The sequence below is a fragment of the Sediminibacillus terrae genome, from assembly GCF_009602435.1.
GTDB classification, from domain to species: Bacteria; Bacillota; Bacilli; order Bacillales; family Amphibacillaceae; genus Sediminibacillus; species Sediminibacillus terrae.
Window position 1 is genome coordinate 464,306 of sequence record NZ_VZDQ01000021.1, and the last position, 16,363, is coordinate 480,668.

Consider the following 16,363-nt stretch of genomic DNA (forward strand, 5'->3'; position numbering starts at 1 on the left):
TACATGGTATAAATCCATTTTTTATTTATAATCCCCAGTAATTTATTGAAAAGGGCGTCGTATTCCCTTTTTTCCCTTAAAGAAGCCTGTTTATGACAAAGGAGCTGTCCATGTGATCAATCATACATGAGACAGCTCCTCTTTTATTCCTCTTTAATCAACTTCAATACCCAGGTTCCTTGCTTTCATTCGTTTTTGTCCTTCCCTGCAAATATTCAGCAGCGGGCATTCCGGACAGTTTGGACTTTTCGCCTTGCAATGGTATCTTCCGAAAAAAATCATCCGATGGTGGGTTTGGCTCCATTCTTGTTTTGGCACCTTCCGCATCAACGTTTTTTCCACTTCCAATACAGAATCTTTCCATCGGCATATCCCCAGACGTTTCGATACCCTTTCTACATGGGTGTCCACAGCAATGGCCGGTTCGTCAAATGCGACAGAAGCGACCACATTTGCCGTTTTCCTACCCACTCCAGCTAACTTGACAAGCTCTTCCTGGGTCGAAGGGACTTCCCCGTCATACTCATCTATCAGCATTTGGCAAAGTTTGCGGATGTTTTTTGCTTTGTTGCGATATAAACCGATGGAACGAATATCTTCTTGCAATTCTTCCAGTGACACAGCCAAATAATCTTCAGGTGTTTTATATTTTTTAAATAAGTCCTTGGTCACTTTATTGACTAATGCATCTGTGCATTGAGCAGATAAAACAACCGCTATTACCAATTCAAAAGGATTGTCATGGACAAGCTCGCATTCAGCATCGGGAAACATTTTTTCCCAAGCCTCCAGACATTGTTTCACTTGCGCCTTATTCAACATTCCTATCCCCCTATTCCTCCAACCAATTATAGTACAACGATACATCCCGTTTTTGCTGCTGTTGTTCCTGTTGATTATTTTGATTGACGTGGAATTGCCTGCTCTGATTTCTCGCCTGTTCAACCGATTTGATGCCTTTCTTTTTCCACTCACGTAAAATCCGGTCAATATAACGGAAATTCAATTTTCCCATCAACACCGCTTCCCTTAAAGCTGCCTTGATCAAAGCCGGGGTTTGTTGTTCTTCATCAAGCCATATGTTGACCGTTTCGATTTCAAAAGGGGACAATGGGCGGCCAAACTCCTGTTCAAATAAAATGAAAATATTGGTTTGCTGCTGTTCTGATTCACGGTTTGATTTGGATGCAGAATAATCCGCTTTATATATTGTGACCCATAAAGGCTCCAAAGAATAGCATTCAGTTAAAACCTGCTTATCATCCTCTTCCTGCTCAATCAACAAAATATTCTTCCGGATCAACTGACGGAGTATCTTCGTACAGTCTTCAGACGAAACGCTCGTAAATTGAGCAATCTCTTCAGGAGTAGGAAAATTGTTTCCTTCCATTTGAAAACGATGGATATGTAAAATAACCATAACTTCCGTTTCAGACAACTTTAATTGATGGTACCTTTTTAATAGCAGCGAGGGTATCACCATTTGATCTTTCACAATTTGTTGATAGTTGAAATCACTTGTCACAGAAAACCACCTCTAACCTATTATAGCATGGATGATAAAATGAGAAATTTCCAATTATAAACATAACAATCCCTTGTCGCCGAAGGCGGCAAGGGATCTTTGACAAATTAACACAGCTTGGGAGAATCATGGATATAGACGGTTGAGCAAACGCGGGAACGGGATAGTCTCCCTTACATGCTCAACGCCGGCAAACCAAGCCACTGTCCGTTCCAAGCCAAGACCAAACCCGGAATGGGGTACGCTTCCGTACTTTCTTAATTCGAGATACCATTGGTAAGCGTCCCCTGTCAGATTATGTTCCTGATAACGCTGCTCCATCAGAGCCAAATCATCGATTCTTTGCGAACCGCCAATCACTTCCCCATATCCTTCAGGCGCAATCAAGTCTGCACAAAGAACCACGTCTGGACGTTCAGGATCAGGCTTCATATAAAATGCTTTGATTTCGGCCGGATAATGCGTGATAAAAACTGGCTTGTCGAAACTTTCAGCGATAGCCGTTTCATGAGGTGCACCGAAGTCTTCGCCCCATTCAATATCATCAAAGCCTTTTTCCTTCAACAGATCAATCGCTTCATCATAGGTAATTCGAGGAAAAGGAGCCTGGATTTTTGCCAATTTATCCGTATCTCTTTCCAGAATACCGAGTTCAAGCTTACAATTTTCCAATACGCTTTGTGCGATGAAGCTAACATACTGTTCTTGGATTTCCAAGCTTTCTTCATGTTCTACAAAAGCCATTTCCGGCTCGATCATCCAGAATTCAATCAAATGGCGGCGAGTTTTCGATTTTTCAGCTCGGAAAGTCGGGCCAAAGGAAAAAACCTTTCCAAAAGCCATTGCAGCGGCTTCCATGTACAATTGCCCACTTTGAGACAGATAGGCCTCTTCATCAAAATACTTCGTATGGAACAATTCAGTGGTTCCTTCAGCAGAAGATCCAGTCAGAATCGGCGGGTCGATCTTTACATAATCATGATCGTTGAAGAACTGATAGGTAGACCGAATAATTTCATTACGGATTTTCATCACGGCATGCTGCTTCTTGGAACGCAGCCATAGATGGCGGTGATCCATCAAAAACTCCGTGCCGTGTTCTTTGGGAGTGATTGGAAAATCTGTCGATTCATGAATGATTTCCAATCCATTTACTTGCAACTCATAGCCAAACGGAGAGCGGGTGTCCTCTGCCACTGTTCCCGTTACGTATAGGGAGGTTTCCTGGGTGATGTTTTTCGCTGCCTGAAAAATTTCTTCCTCCACTTCTGCTTTAACGACTACTCCTTGAATAAAACCAGTGCCGTCACGGAGCTGCAAAAAAGCGATTTTGCCGCTGGACCGTTTGTTGGCCAGCCAGGCACCGATGGTTACTACTTCTCCTACATGTTTTGCTACTTGTGAAATCGTCGTTTTCAAAATATAATACCTCCGAACACATTATTGATGGTTTTGTACAAATCGTTTTATTCTATTGGCTGCTTCTTCCAATTGTGGTAAGGAAATAGCGTAAGATAAACGAATATTTTCTGGAGCGCCAAAACCCGAACCCGGAACAAGCGCAACCTTTTCCTCTTCAAGCAATGCCGCTACCCAGTCGTCTACATCGGAAAAACCGTTCGCTTCAACAGCCTCGCGTACATTCGGGAACAAATAGAAGGCGCCTTTGGGTTTGACACAGGATATTCCTGGAATGTCAGTGATTAATTGATAAAGAGTCTCCAGCCGTTCTTGAAATGACCTTCTCATTTCCTCCACTTTTTCCTGAGAACCTTGGTAGGCTTCCAATGCAGCGTATTGAGCGATGGAATTCGGATTGGATGTCGAGTGGGATGCCAACCCGGTCATGGCTTTGATGATTCTGCTGTCGCCTGCTGCATAACCGATTCTCCAGCCTGTCATGGAATGGGATTTGGATACGCCGTTTATGATTATTGTTTGTTTTTTCAACGCGTCGGATAGTTGCGCGATCGATACATGGTGTTGTTCTGTATAAATCAATTTTTCATAAATTTCATCCGACACGATCAATAGGTCATGATCGAGGCATACGTCACCAATTGCATTAAGTTCCTCTGAGGTATACATCACACCTGTCGGATTGCTTGGCGAATTCAGTATAACCGCTTTTGTTTTATCCGTAATTGCCTTTTTCAATTGATCAGGAGTTATTTTAAACTGATTCGCTTCTTCGGATTCTACGACAACCGGTTTCCCTTGTGCCAGTTTGACCTGTTCTGGATAGCTGACCCAATAAGGAGCAGGAATGATTACTTCATCTCCTGGGTTAAGAAGAACTTGAAATAGAGTATAGAGTCCGTGCTTTGCCCCGTTGGTCACGATGATTTCTTCCGGCGTAAACTCCAACTGCTGATCCTGCTTGAGTTTATTTATAATTGCTTCTTTCAATGCCGGAAGCCCGCCAGATGGTGTGTATTTCGTATGACCCTCCCGCATGGCTTTTTCCGCTGCATCCAAAATGTTTTCAGGCGTGTTGAAGTCCGGCTCCCCAGCGCCGAGCCCGATTACATCATGACCCTGATTTTTCAGTTCTTTCGCTTTGGCAGTAATCGCCAAGGTCGAAGAAGGGGTCAGTGTTTTAACTCTGTTTGCTAAATCCATCATTTACATCACCTTTCCGAAAAATGGTCAGGATCGATTAAACCTGAAATGGTCTCCGGAACTGCCATCTGTCAGGGAATAATAATGCAATACATATCGATCCCTGTCATCTATGTATTTTAGTTCCAATAGTGGCTGGCCTTTTTCGATAGCTAAATTCGTTTCCAAAAGCTCACAACTTGAGCAGTCATTATTCCATGCTTGGAGAATGGATTGTTCAGAAACTAAATCCTCTGAATGGAACAATACTATCTTGCCATCCTGCTGTTCAGCTGGCACATAGGCAATTGCCTCCGATCCATCAGCGGTAGTTCCTGTTACAACATGATAAAGTACCTTACCATGATAACGGGAAACATCTTCTGCTTGCTCGAGATCCGTTTCGGCGACTGCGCGTTCCGCCGAAGCTTGAAAACCTGCTTCCTTATCCTGCTGGATACTGTTATATAAATAAATGCTATATCCCAAAGCAATGCAAAAGACTAAAATAAATAGAACAACTGCCCATTTTACCCAATTAGGTACGGTAAATGGTAAAGATAGCTTTTCCATCATCTTCATCATCCAGTGCTAATCCAAACATTAAATCATCTTCTTTCAATGTTCTGTTCAAATTATCGACTATTTTATATAAATCATCAGAATGCGCAATTTTCACAGTCGACAGCGTTTCAATTTTTTTATCCATTGGCCACACCTCCACAATTCCCTAAAACACCGGGAATAGTGCATAAGTTTTTGCAGTTATTGTGCACTTACTCATCATAACTTATTTTTGTCCATTCTTGAAGCGGTTTGGCATAAAATGACGAAGAAGTTGAGAAGTCAGCGTGCGCAACAATTGTTTGTTTCCTTCACCATAGGCAGAATTGTCATTGCTATCAATATTTGTAACACATAGCTGGGCCGATTTAACCCACAATATAGTTAGAGTTGAAAAACAAATTCCTTCTTCATTTAAATGAACAATTTATCGCTGTTTAATGATTTGTATTTTTTCAACCAAATTCCCTAACCCATACACCAATCGTGCGCTGCTTGCAGCGCACTTTTTTTGATTGATTGGTTAATCCATAAGCGGCAGATGGATGCCGCATGGCTTATTCATGATAATACTTCATAATCCCTCTCGTTTAAACGGATAATGGTGGTTCCGACTTGGTCAAGCTGGTACACATCTATCCACGATTCATTGAGACGCTCCATCAATCCCTCGTTCGGATGCTTCTCTTTGCTGTTGAAAATGATACCGATATGGGGATCGATTTTTTCCAACAGATAACCGCTCGGCGACTTACCACTTGCATAATCGCCAATTTTGATGATCTGGGGATCCAGTTCATGCTGCAACAGTTCATCTTCATCCTCTATCGAGCTGTTACTGAAATAAAGCATGGATATATTTCCATAAACAATATCGAGGGTCATTTCCCCAGATTCTTCTGCTTTCAGAACAGTCAATGAACCACCCATCGGTAAATCGACGAGTTTATCGGAATCCCATTTCACACTTTTGTTGTCTTCTACTTCCTTCCCGCATGTCTTACTCAATTTACCGGAATATGCAATTTTTTCAGGATGGAAGCGATCAATCAGCTCGGCGGTATTTCCACAGTAGTCGGACATCTGTTTTGTCAAAATGATTGTATTGATTTCCTCGACTTCCAATTCTTCGAGCTGTTCAAACAAAGCACTTGTGCTTGCAGGAGCACCTGTATTAATTAATATCGCCCCGTTGAAACCCTTTATCAAAGTAGCTTCTCCATCTGGAAGATGGAAAAACGCATAATATATTTCCCCATCCTTCAGGTCGACCAACGCCTCACCTTGTAACGAAGGTAACAAAAGAATAAAGATCAACCACAGACAAAATGCACAAGAAACCTTTTTCACTTTTCCATCACCTATCCTAGATTAAACTAGTTATAGGGTATGTAGAAAAACGATTCATATCATAACCACGCTTCAGCTTTTTCAATTATCTTCGAAGTGGAATCGTAGGTTATCGGTACTTCTGGAATAGAATCAGTAAAATATTTTCCATATCTCGCTTTGACTATCCGTTCATCACAAATCATGACAATACCTCGGTCTGTGCTGGATCTGATCAAGCGGCCAAATCCCTGTTTAAAGCGGATAACCGCATTGGGAAGCGCCAACTCCATGAACGGATTCTTTCCTGTTTCTTTTAACTGTGCCGATTTAGCTTGGTATACTGGATGATCCGGTGGCTGAAAAGGCAAACGGACAATCACGAGAGAAGACAGGTCGCTTCCCGGTATATCGACTCCCTCCCAGAAGGAACTGGTTCCTAACAGAATCGACCGCTCGAAAGCCTGGAAATTCTTTTTCAAACGCGCCCGGCTCCCACTCGATATTCCTTGTGCAATGAGGATGAAATCTTTTTCCTCTGTAAGCTCCTTCAATACCTGGTGGGCTTTACGGAGCATATCATAAGAAGTGAACAATACAAGCATTCTTCCCTCCGAAATTTCGGCCAAAGAATAAACAGCCTCACAAACGGCCAAAATATACGCTTCTGGGTTGCCATATTTCATATCAGGGAAATCGTTCGGTACCATTAACTGAACCTGTTGATCGTATTGGTAAGGAGATTGTATTTTTTTCTCTATGGTCGTTTCAGAAGGCAGGCCCAACCTTTCTCGTATATAATTGAATGACTTATTCATGCTCAAAGTTGCACTGGTGAGCACAATACTGTCTTTTTTGGAAAACAGATCTTCAAATAATGCACTTGCCACCTCTACTGGTTCGCTATACAAATAAACAGCATTTTTTGCTCCATGTGCTTCGATTTCTGCCCACTTCACTTGATTAGGATCAGCAGAAAAGAAAAAATGTTCCAGTTCGTCGATGAGATTTTGCAACAATTCGATAAAGCTCTGCACCTCGTCCATCAAGTCGGTTGCTTGGGAACCAGTTTCCGTTCCGCCTTCTGCTTTTTTGATTTGCGACAATATATGGATCAGATCTCTGATCAAGAAGCTTAACCTGCCAGCCATTTCCTTAATTGCATTCCAAGATTTGGTATCCTCGTTATCTTTATCAAATCGAAATTGCATTCTTCCAATATCATTCAGGGCAGTATTTCGCCTGTTTTGTTCCAAAACGTAGTGAAAAACATAACGAAATAACTCATCCGCTTCCACTTTAGACTGCTGCCACAAGTCATCCCAATTTCCGGATGCCTCTGGTATTTCCTCTGATGCGGCTAGAGCACGGTGAAACCAGTCGCCTGGATCCGTGGTTCCGATGCGATTGAATAAATGCTGAATACCCACATAGTCCAATTTCAATCCAAAATGTTTTGCGGCCGTGGCTTCCAGATGATGTGCTTCATCAATGATTGCCATTTTATAGGAAGGCAACAATTGGAAATCACTAGTCAAATCGGTACAGAACAAGGAATGGTTGGTAATGACCAGATTGGCATGTTGCACCTTGTTCCTCACCCGTTGGTAAAAGGATCGGCTGAACCAGGGCGAACGGGGATCAAGATACCCTTCTGACTCTGTAGAGATACTGCGGAAAAAATTTTTTCCGCTTGAAGGCAGTTGGACTTCATCGATATCTCCTGTATCCGTTTCGGTCAGCCATACTAGAAGGATTGCTTTCGTAAGGGTAATATCATAATTATCCTGCTGTTCCGAAAAGATTTCTTTTTCAAATTTACTAAGGCTTATGTAATGTTGCTTTCCTTTGATCAACGCTGCCTGGAAAGGTAACTCCACCATTGCTTGGAGCAGCGGTATTTCTTTTTCAAGCAGTTGGGACTGCAGTTGCGTCAAGTGCGTACTGATGACGACTCTCTGCCCTTTTGCTAACGATTGATAAATTGCCGGCAGCAAATAAGCCATCGACTTTCCCGTGCCGGTTTCCGCTTCTATCAATGCATGTTGCTTGCTTTCAAAAGCATCGAAGACCGTCTCTGACATTTCTCGCTGCCCTGGTCTTTTTTCATACCCTGCCATAAAATCTGACAGCTTTCCACCTTGTTCATAAATAAGGTCCAAAAAATCTGCGTAAGCTGGCAAGGGCTGCTCCTCGGAAGCTTCACGGTCGGGAATTTGCTTCAGTGCAATCCCACGGAAAATCTCAAGGTCCTCTCTCTCTTGCTCGGTAAAAGCGGCCGCATCCATATACGCTTGAAGGATTGCGAACAGATCACTCTTCAGCCTTGTTTCCAAGGACTGCAGCTGTGTCAATGTTTCAAGTGGCAGCAACTCCAACCTGGCAAATAAACATAACAGCAATTTTGCCGTTACATCTGCGTCGGACAACGCCCGGTGCGGATCGGCATGTCTTAAGGATAAATATTCAGAAAGCTGCCCTAACTTAAACCCGGGAGCCTGCGGCAATAAAATCCTTGCAAGCTCGACAGTATCCAGAACAGGCTGTTGTAAAGCCTTCCTGCCAGCAGTCTGTATTTCATAATTAAGGAAGCCAAGGTCGAAGGGTACATTATGGGCCACTACGTAAGCATCCGCGAAACAAGTAATCACCTCGTCGACTATATCAGGAAACACGGGAGCATCCTCTACGTCTTCATCCCGTATACCGGTCAAATTGGTGATGAACGGGGGAATGGTTATTCCTGGATTCACCAAGCTGGAAAACTCTTTAACAACCGTTCCGTTTTGTAATACCACTATTCCAATTTCAATTATTTTATCCCCTTTAGATGGTGTGTGACCGGTAGTTTCCAAATCGACTACTGCAAAAGTTTGCATTTTCTCACCTCCATGACTATCAAATTGCTATGTACGGTCAAAAGCGAAACGCAGGTTTGTAAGTGTACAGGCTAAATTCGCCACCTCCTGTGGCGACACCTGCATGACCCACATCGTATGGGCCTCCGACAAGCTTAAGAACAAATTCGGTGTGGTGCTTTTGCCACACTGAGTTTGTTCTTAAGACCTCAAGGGGGCAGGCGCTGAAGCTGGATGAACAAAAGGACCAGCTTCATCCGGCTACTTATATTGCTAAGATAAAAAAACCCTTATCACACACCACGTTGATAAGAGTTTCAAACTAGGGATGTCCCTTATGGTATTCATTTCATCGTTTAATGTTCAGATGACTGTCAACGGCGGTTCTTCTTCTATAAGCTCTACTATTTGGTTATATTCATTCATCAAGGCAATTTTTGGAGAGAAATCTGCTAACTCTTCTTCTGCAACCATTGCATAAGAAACAATGATTACCACATCATTTTTTTGCACCAACCGTGCTGCCGCGCCATTCAGACAGATGACGCCACTTCCCGGTTCTCCGGGAATGACATACGTTTCCAGGCGTTCCCCATTGTTGTTATTTACAATCTGCACTTTCTCGTTTGGCAAAATGCCCACCCGTTTGAGAATATCAGAATCAATGGTAACACTGCCAACATAATCCAGGTTGGCCTCTGTCACACGAGCACGATGAATTTTCGCTTTCATCATGGTACGTAACATATTTTTTCCTCCTATAACCCTTCGGATAGAAGACCGTTCTGGTCAAGCACCAAATTGTCGATCAACCTTGCCTTTTCAAAGTGGACAGCTGCTGCGAGAATCACCTGCCGCTGCACGACATTCATTGGAGTCAATTCCGGATAAGTTAATAATTCCACATAATCTATTTTACCATGGGTACGTTTTTTTATGAAATCTTCGACCTCTTTTACAATCGTATCAGGATTTTTCGTTCCGTCAACAATTAATTGCCTTCCGTGCATCAGAGCTTGATATATTTCTTTTGCTTCCTGTCGTTCTTGATCGGAAAGATAGACATTCCGGCTGCTTTTTGCCAAACCGTCTTCCTCTCTGACTGTCGAAACCGGAACGATATCGAGCGGAAAATTAAAGTCTTTCACCAAAGCATCGACTACTGCAACTTGCTGGGCATCCTTCATGCCGAAGTATACGCGGTGCGGTTGTGCAAGATGAAATAGTTTCGTAAGCACTGCAACAACACCATCAAAGTGACCTTCCCGTGATTTTCCGCACAATACATCCGCTCTGCGGACGACCCGCATAGTAATGGCCTGTTCTTTCGGATACATTTCTTCCGTACTTGGAAGAAATAAAATATCAACGTGTTGGGTTTTGGCAATTTGTGCATCCCGTTCCTGATCTCGCGGATATGTGTCAAAGTCCTCGCCAGGTCCAAACTGCAAGGGATTGACAAAAATACTGACGATCAAAATGTCGTTTTCGTTTCTCGCTTTTTCCATCAGCGCCTGATGGCCTTCATGCAAATACCCCATGGTAGGCACGAAACCAATCCGTTTGCCTGATTGCCGCAATTTCTCTGCTTGTTGCTGGAGCTGCTTAACTGACCTGATTATTTCCATCTACTTTTCTTCCTCCCGATTCACTTCAGGCAAAAACTCCTGGTTCATGGTGAAGGAATGATCATCGTCTGGAAATATGGATGATTTAACCTCTTCGATGTACCTTTTCAATGAATCCGTAATATCATCATTAGCATCCATATAAGCTTTTACGAATTTAGGCAAACGAGCGACACCATACTGAAGTACATCATGGTAGACAAGCACTTGCCCATCACAAGCTTTTCCTGCACCAATCCCGATAGTGGGAATGGATAAAGAACCGGTAATGGTTTCCGCAAGCTCTTTCGGAACACATTCCAGGACAAGGGCAACTGCTCCGCTCATTTCTACAGCTTTTGCCTCTTCCCAAATCTTTTGAGCTGTGTGCCGATCTTTTCCTTGTACCCGGTACCCTCCCAACACATTTACAGACTGTGGAGTCAATCCTAAATGGGCGACCACTGGTACTCCCGCTGCTGTCAGTCTTTCAATCAACCTTAAGTTTTCCGATGAAGCCCCTTCAATTTTCAATGCATGGGCATTTGTCTCCTGGAAAAGATGTTTAGCATTGTTCAACGAGTCCTCTAACGATACGTGATAAGACATGAATGGCATATCCACAACTAAAAAAGTATCACGGGCCCCTCTGGCAACCGCTTTACCGTGATGTATCATATCGTCGGTGGTAACCTGTACAGTAGAAGCATAACCGAGTACGACCATCCCCAAAGAATCTCCGACAAGAAGCATGTCAATACCTGCCTGCTCCGCAAGCCTAGCGGACGGGTAGTCATAAGCAGTGAGCATTGTTATTCTCTCGCCCTTTTCTTTCATGCTTTGCAAATGAGAAACAGTCAACATTATGTTTTCCCCTTTTCACCAATGGATTTCTGCGGAATACAGATTTTCTTCACAACCATCTGGTTTGCGAACCTTCAATGCGCCATCTTCTGCAAGCCCTATAATTTCTGCTTTATACTTTTGCTTATTTGCAGATACGCTTACCTGATCACCAATTTTATAGCCATAATGTTCCCATTTCTCTTTTACAGCTTTAAAACCATGATGAAGATAATTTTCATAGTGCATTTCAAAAGCAGCTAATATTTGTTGTATGATAGGAGCTAAATCCCAATCAGTGCCAGTCTCATGCTTTAGTGATGTCGCCGTCTTCTGAATGTCTTCAGGAAGGTCGGTTATTGACTGATTGACATTCATGCCTATCCCCAAAACTATGTATTGAATTTCATCTTGCTCGGCCTGCATTTCCGTTAAAATTCCGGCAGCCTTGCGATCTTGAAAGAATATGTCGTTCGGCCACTTTATTGCAGGTTTGGATTTCGTCAATGACTCGATGGTTTCAGCAAGGGCTACTGCTGTCAGCAACGTAATCTGCGGTGCCTTGTAAGGCAGGATTGGAGGACGAAGGATCATACTCATCCAAATTCCTTCCGTTTTTGCTGAGTGCCACTTCCGGCCCATTCTTCCTTTACCTGCTGTTTGTTCATCGGCAAGGATGACTGTACCTTCTTCAGATCCTTTCTGGGCAAGTTGATGTCCGATTGCTTGAGTGGATTCAACAACTGGATAATGAAACAGTTGTTTTCCTGCCCATGTGGTCCTCAACCCCCATTTCACGGAACTTGCACTTAGCTTATCAGGCTGGCCGCTTATGCGATATCCTTTTCTGGGGATGGCCTGCACTTGGTATCCTTCTTTCTCCAACTCTTTCATATGCTTCCATACTGCTGTGCGGGAAATCCCCAGATTTTCTGAAAGCTCCTGGCCAGAAATAAATGACTGATTATTTCTTTTCAGAAGTTCAATCAGTTGATTGCGGGTGGTATTCACGTATCAACCACTCCTTCAATGCTTTTTTTTGATTTGGCAGCTCACCGATTACCACCATTTTCTCCAAAGTGGTCAGCGCTTGATTGATCCAAGGGCCTTTTTCTCGTTTTGGGAACCATTCGATGAGATCTGCTCCTGTAATGGACAGGTCTTTTTTGTGCCTGATTGGTAGTGAATTGATCAGCTTGTTGATTTCTTCCCGGCTTATCGGTGATATATAGCTGGTATGCAATCGGATAAAACTGTCTAAGAGATGGCTGGGCAACCGATAAACAAGCCAGGCATCGATTTGTTTTTGACTGCTGCAGGAAATCGCTTCTAACAAGTGTTCAGCATCTTTTTTTGTTCGATTGGATAGCTTCCATGCTTTGATCCATTCTGATATTGTGATTCGCTTCTCCCAGTATACCAGCATGCAAATTAGCTCTGCCAACTGTCCAAACGGCACCTTTATATTCCACAAAAATGCTTGTAAACGCTGATTTCCTTCAAATACAGGCAGACAATCGATAAGGTTTGACTTGTTCAATAACTCGATACCGTTGCTGACAAACGGACCGGCAAACAATTTCTCCAATTCCATGGCAATACGCTCGATCGATATTTCCTTTATCATTTCCACTCCACCGGCTAATGCAAAAAATGTCGCTGAATCTAATTGATAATCCAGCTGACTGGCAAAACGAAGCGCGCGCAGCATCCGAAGCGGATCTTCTGCAAAACGTTCCGCAGGGACTCCGACCGTACGAATCACTTTGTTCTTGATGGAGTTTTCCCCATCGTATGGATCAATCACCTTCCCCCGTCTATCCATGGCAATGGCGTTCATCGTGAAATCACGGCGCGCGAGATCTTGTTCCAAGTCATCGACGAATTCTACTTCATCCGGGTGGCGAAAATCAGAATACCCTTCTTCTACGCGAAAAGTTGTCACTTCGAATGACTCCCCGACATGGCGCACGATAACAGTTCCATGTTCGATTCCAACCGGTATCACTTTCGGAAAAATCTCCATTACCTGTTCCGGCTTTGCCGATGTCGTAATATCGATGTCGCCGACCGGTCGACCAATCAAAAAGTCGCGAACTGCTCCACCGACAAAGAAGGCAGAATGACCATGCCGCTCTAGTTTTTCCAATATATCCATTCCATTAGAAAATGCCGGAAACATCATTTATGATCACCTGTCATCACACCTTCGTAAACTTGCTCATATGCTGCCAATATTTTTTCAGCGCGAAACCGTCCATGAGCCGACTGTACGGCCTTTTCTGAAAAAACCTGCCACAAATCCCCGTCCGTGAGCAGTTGGACAGCTCGTTCCGCTACACTCTTTACGTCACCCAGCTCGGTGATAAAACCAGTGCGCCCATGCTCGATGACTTCCGGGATACCGCCGACATTGGTTCCGATGCAAGGAACACCGCAGGCCATCGCTTCCAAGAGCACCAGCCCGAAGCTTTCCTTTTCCGATAAAAGCAACTTTAAATCGGCGATTGAAAACAAATCACTGACGTTTATCTGTCGTCCCAGGAACAGGACACGATTTTCTATACCAAGCCGCTTAACTAACTGGCACATTTCGGAATATTCTGGTCCATCGCCTACAAGCAGTAGTTTCGCCGGCACCTTTTCCTGGATTTCATGAAAGGCAGCGATCACATCTGCTACACGTTTAACTTTCCTGAAATTAGAGACATGGATGATGACTTTTTCCTCATCAGTGATGCCATAATCCTGTCTTAGGCGTTGATTTTCCCGTTGATGATATTCTCGTTCATCGATGAAGTTGTAGATTACTTCTATATTTCTCTCCACTCCAAGCATTTCTTTAGTCTGGGCGACAAGGCTCCGGGAAACTGCTGTAACGGCATCGGATTGATCGATGCCGTGTTTGATCATCTTGGTCAAACTATTATCGATCCCCAATACTGTAATATCCGTTCCATGCAAGGTGGTGACGATTTTCACATCATGCTCAGCGATATCCCTTGCCAATATGGCACAAACGGCATGCGGCATTGCATAGTGAACATGAAGAATGTCAAGCTTTTCCTGATCGATAACTTCTGCCATCTTATTGGCAAGCGCCAAGTCATATGGCGGGTATTGAAAAACGGGGTAGTGATTCAATTCGACTTCGTGGAAATAGATATTGGAATCCACTCCCTGTAGGCGGAACGGCAAACTGGAAGTGATAAAGTGGATTTCGTTCCCTTGTTTTGCCAGCAGTTTGCCCAATTCTGTCGCAATGACTCCTGATCCACCAACCGATGGATAACAGGTTATACCGATTTTTTTCATGATTGACTTCCTTAACTTATTATTTTCCTTTGACAATTTCTCTCCACTGAAAATCCCCGTGCTCCAAAGCCCGTACGACAATTTCCGCTGCTCCGAGGTTGGTAGCCAAAGGAATTTGGTAAACATCGCACAGTCTCATCAAGGCACTGACATCAGGCTCATGCGGCTGCGCAGTAAGCGGGTCTCGAAAAAAAATGACTACATCCATGTCATTTTGCGCAATCATCGCCCCGATTTGCTGATCACCGCCAAGTGGCCCTGATTGAAAACGGTGGATATCCATATTGGTTGCTTCAGCTATTTTGGATCCGGTTGTTCCGGTTGCGTATAGCTGATGTTTCTCCAAGATGTGTGTATAAGCAATGGTGAATTCTATCATGTCTGATTTCTTCTTATCATGTGCTATAAGAGCAATGTTCACCTTAATCCCCTCATTCCAGTAAATTTTCCAAGCCGTAAACCAATAAATCCAGTTTCATTACATGATCAATCGCCAGTTTCACTCCCGACATAAAGGATTCCCGGTGGAAAGAATCATGTTTAATGGTCAAATTCTGGCCGGAAGCTCCGAAAACGACTTCCTGATGTGCCACGAGTCCAGGCAGCCTGACACTGTGGATTTTCATGCCATCGACATCGGCCCCTCTTGCTCCATCGATGGTTTCCTTTTCATCCTGGTGGCCCTGCCGCTTGCTTTCCCTCACTTCCTGAATCAACCGGGCGGTTTTTACAGCTGTGCCTGATGGGGCATCAAGCTTGTTATCATGATGACGTTCGATGATTTCGACGTCGGGAAAATATTTCGCCGCCCATTTGGAAAACTGCATCATCAAAACAGCTCCCAATGCGAAGTTTGGAGCGATGACCGCTCCTAATTGTTTTTCGTCTGCCAATTTCGTTAATTCTTCGAGTTGGTCCTCCGTGAAACCGGTTGTCCCGACAACCGGACGGATGCCATGCTCCAAAGCCGTCTTTGTATGCAAGTATCCGTATTCAGGGGTAGTCAAGTCCACCAGTACATCTGCTTCCACATCGCGGAAACACTCTTCCACGTTCTCATAAATACGAGCATCAAAAGCAGGCAGTCCATCTATATCCTTCACGAGCATACCGTCGTTCTTACGATCAAGACAAGCGGCAAGTTCCAGGTCATCCTGTCTGGCAATCATGCGAAGCGCTTCACTACCCATTTTCCCGCGTGGTCCTGCTACAATCACCTTTGTTTTACTCATCATCGTTCACCTCTCCGTCTTTTCTTGTCCAACGATTTTTGTCTCTTGTCTCTATTTTGCTCATCGACCGTTCAAATGCCTCGGAAAGATCGATACCCAATGAATTGGCAAAGCATATGGCGACAAATAACACGTCACCTAATTCGTCTTCCATCGTTTTTTCCTGTTCAGAAGCTTTTTTCGGTTTTTCTCCATGATGATGGTTCACTTCCCGTGCCAGTTCCCCGACTTCTTCCGTGAGCCTCGCCATCAGGCTCAATGGAGAAAAATATCCTTCTTTGAATTGTCCTATGTAATCATCCACTCTTTTTTGCATGTCGACGGTGGTATATCCTATTTCGTTATCCATCTCCGATACTCCTTTTTACTGCAACCCCATGCGGAGGAGAGCTTGGCTTTTTTATGTTCAATCAATTAATATGTTAGCTAAAAGGAGGTCGTTTGACAAATTTTTAATACAGGAACGGTTAGGATTGTTACCTAGTCGGG

Annotated in this window: 17 protein-coding genes; all 17 read right to left on the reverse strand. The window is 43.7% G+C overall.

Translation table 11 applies throughout. From position 1 onward, the window contains the following. Positions 1-153: 153 nt before the first annotated feature. Entirely contained in the window at positions 154-822 is a 669-nt protein-coding gene (nth, locus tag F6X55_RS08320) for an endonuclease III (RefSeq protein WP_153462708.1), read from the reverse strand. Positions 823-832: 10 nt separating this feature from the next. Beyond that, positions 833-1,525 carry a DnaD domain-containing protein gene (locus F6X55_RS08325; RefSeq protein ID WP_026570153.1) on the reverse strand — a complete coding sequence of 231 codons (693 nt, stop codon included), beginning with the start codon at positions 1,523-1,525 and terminating at the stop codon, positions 833-835. A 126-nt stretch (positions 1,526-1,651) separates the two neighbouring features. Continuing rightward, on the reverse strand, positions 1,652-2,944 hold the full coding sequence (gene asnS / locus F6X55_RS08330; RefSeq protein WP_026570152.1) for an asparagine--tRNA ligase: 1,293 nt from the start codon (positions 2,942-2,944) through the stop codon (positions 1,652-1,654). A gap of 21 nt (positions 2,945-2,965) precedes the next feature. Continuing rightward, a complete protein-coding gene (locus F6X55_RS08335; RefSeq protein WP_026570151.1) occupies positions 2,966-4,147 on the reverse strand; it encodes a pyridoxal phosphate-dependent aminotransferase in 1,182 nt (393 codons plus the stop codon). A gap of 27 nt (positions 4,148-4,174) precedes the next feature. Continuing rightward, on the reverse strand, positions 4,175-4,702 hold the full coding sequence (locus tag F6X55_RS08340; protein ID WP_161993064.1) for a cell wall elongation regulator TseB-like domain-containing protein: 528 nt from the start codon (positions 4,700-4,702) through the stop codon (positions 4,175-4,177). Continuing rightward, complete coding sequence (locus F6X55_RS08345; RefSeq protein WP_081704507.1) at positions 4,665-4,835, reverse strand: YpmA family protein; 171 nt, start codon at positions 4,833-4,835, stop codon at positions 4,665-4,667. The genes F6X55_RS08340 and F6X55_RS08345 overlap by 38 nt, the downstream gene beginning before the upstream one ends. Positions 4,836-5,251: 416 nt before the next feature. Next, positions 5,252-6,040, reverse strand: coding sequence for a ComEC/Rec2 family competence protein (locus F6X55_RS08350; RefSeq protein WP_153462712.1), 789 nt, complete (start codon positions 6,038-6,040; stop codon positions 5,252-5,254). 59 nt (positions 6,041-6,099) lie between these two features. Next, entirely contained in the window at positions 6,100-8,898 is a 2,799-nt protein-coding gene (gene dinG, locus F6X55_RS08355; RefSeq protein WP_153462714.1) for an ATP-dependent DNA helicase DinG, read from the reverse strand. A gap of 342 nt (positions 8,899-9,240) precedes the next feature. After that, positions 9,241-9,624 (reverse strand): aspartate 1-decarboxylase, encoded by a 384-nt coding sequence (gene panD / locus F6X55_RS08360; protein WP_026570148.1) that lies wholly within the window; start codon positions 9,622-9,624, stop codon positions 9,241-9,243. 11 nt (positions 9,625-9,635) lie between these two features. Continuing rightward, positions 9,636-10,505: a pantoate--beta-alanine ligase gene (gene panC, locus F6X55_RS08365; protein ID WP_153462716.1), complete on the reverse strand. Its 870-nt coding sequence runs from the start codon at positions 10,503-10,505 to the stop codon at positions 9,636-9,638. After that, on the reverse strand, positions 10,506-11,348 hold the full coding sequence (panB, locus tag F6X55_RS08370; protein ID WP_153462718.1) for a 3-methyl-2-oxobutanoate hydroxymethyltransferase: 843 nt from the start codon (positions 11,346-11,348) through the stop codon (positions 10,506-10,508). Between the two features lie 15 nt (positions 11,349-11,363). Next, on the reverse strand, positions 11,364-12,338 hold the full coding sequence (locus F6X55_RS08375) for a biotin--[acetyl-CoA-carboxylase] ligase (protein ID WP_026771259.1): 975 nt from the start codon (positions 12,336-12,338) through the stop codon (positions 11,364-11,366). Next, positions 12,310-13,512: a CCA tRNA nucleotidyltransferase gene (locus F6X55_RS08380; protein WP_026570144.1), complete on the reverse strand. Its 1,203-nt coding sequence runs from the start codon at positions 13,510-13,512 to the stop codon at positions 12,310-12,312. Before F6X55_RS08380 ends, F6X55_RS08375 begins: the two co-directional genes overlap by 29 nt. Continuing rightward, entirely contained in the window at positions 13,509-14,642 is a 1,134-nt protein-coding gene (gene bshA / locus F6X55_RS08385; RefSeq protein WP_153462720.1) for an N-acetyl-alpha-D-glucosaminyl L-malate synthase BshA, read from the reverse strand. Before bshA ends, F6X55_RS08380 begins: the two co-directional genes overlap by 4 nt. Positions 14,643-14,661: 19 nt before the next feature. Beyond that, positions 14,662-15,063 (reverse strand): methylglyoxal synthase, encoded by a 402-nt coding sequence (gene mgsA, locus F6X55_RS08390; RefSeq protein ID WP_026570142.1) that lies wholly within the window; start codon positions 15,061-15,063, stop codon positions 14,662-14,664. Between the two features lie 10 nt (positions 15,064-15,073). Then, positions 15,074-15,874 (reverse strand): 4-hydroxy-tetrahydrodipicolinate reductase, encoded by an 801-nt coding sequence (gene dapB / locus F6X55_RS08395; RefSeq protein WP_026570141.1) that lies wholly within the window; start codon positions 15,872-15,874, stop codon positions 15,074-15,076. Further along, the gene (locus F6X55_RS08400; protein ID WP_153462722.1) at positions 15,867-16,223 is read right to left on the reverse strand and encodes a nucleotide pyrophosphohydrolase; all 357 of its coding nucleotides are present in this window, start codon (positions 16,221-16,223) and stop codon (positions 15,867-15,869) included. Before F6X55_RS08400 ends, dapB begins: the two co-directional genes overlap by 8 nt. Between the last annotated feature and the right edge of the window lie 140 nt (positions 16,224-16,363).